Source organism: uncultured Sunxiuqinia sp. (assembly GCF_947495665.1).
Lineage (GTDB): Bacteria > Bacteroidota > Bacteroidia > Bacteroidales > Prolixibacteraceae > Sunxiuqinia > Sunxiuqinia rutila.
In genome coordinates, this window is record NZ_CANLZV010000051.1 from 1 (window position 1) to 410 (window position 410).

Here is a 410-nt window from a genome sequence, read left to right on the forward strand (position 1 = left end):
TCAATGTCATTGATCAGCCTGATTTCAGCTTCCAGATCGGGGTTTTCTGCAAGCTCGGCTTCAAATGCGGCCAGTTTCTCATCGGTCAGTTCCAGGTTGATGTACTGATCGATTTCTTCCATTTTCTGAGTGGTTGAAGCCTCTGTTTGCTGGATGGACTGAAGACTTGCCCGAAGATTCATGATGTCGGTTTCGGCTGCCGCCTGATCAATTTCTTTATACAGTTCGATGTCTTTTTCCAAGTCGCTGCAGAGCAGAAGTTCCTGTTCGAAGTCAATGAGTTGCATTTCGTCGAGCTCGTTGTTGTTGTATTGCTCAATTTCCTGAGGGGTACGCTGATGCGCCGGGATGTTGGCCGCAATTTGCTTCAGGTTTGCTCTTAAATCCTGGATGTCTTTTTCCTGTAAAGC

General features: G+C 46.8%; 1 protein-coding gene. It reads right to left on the bottom strand.

Going from position 1 to position 410, the window contains the following annotated elements; genetic code table 11:
• Positions 1-410, bottom strand: a 410-nt coding sequence (locus tag Q1A18_RS19000; RefSeq protein ID WP_299584733.1) for a hypothetical protein, incomplete at both ends; no start/stop codon positions are given.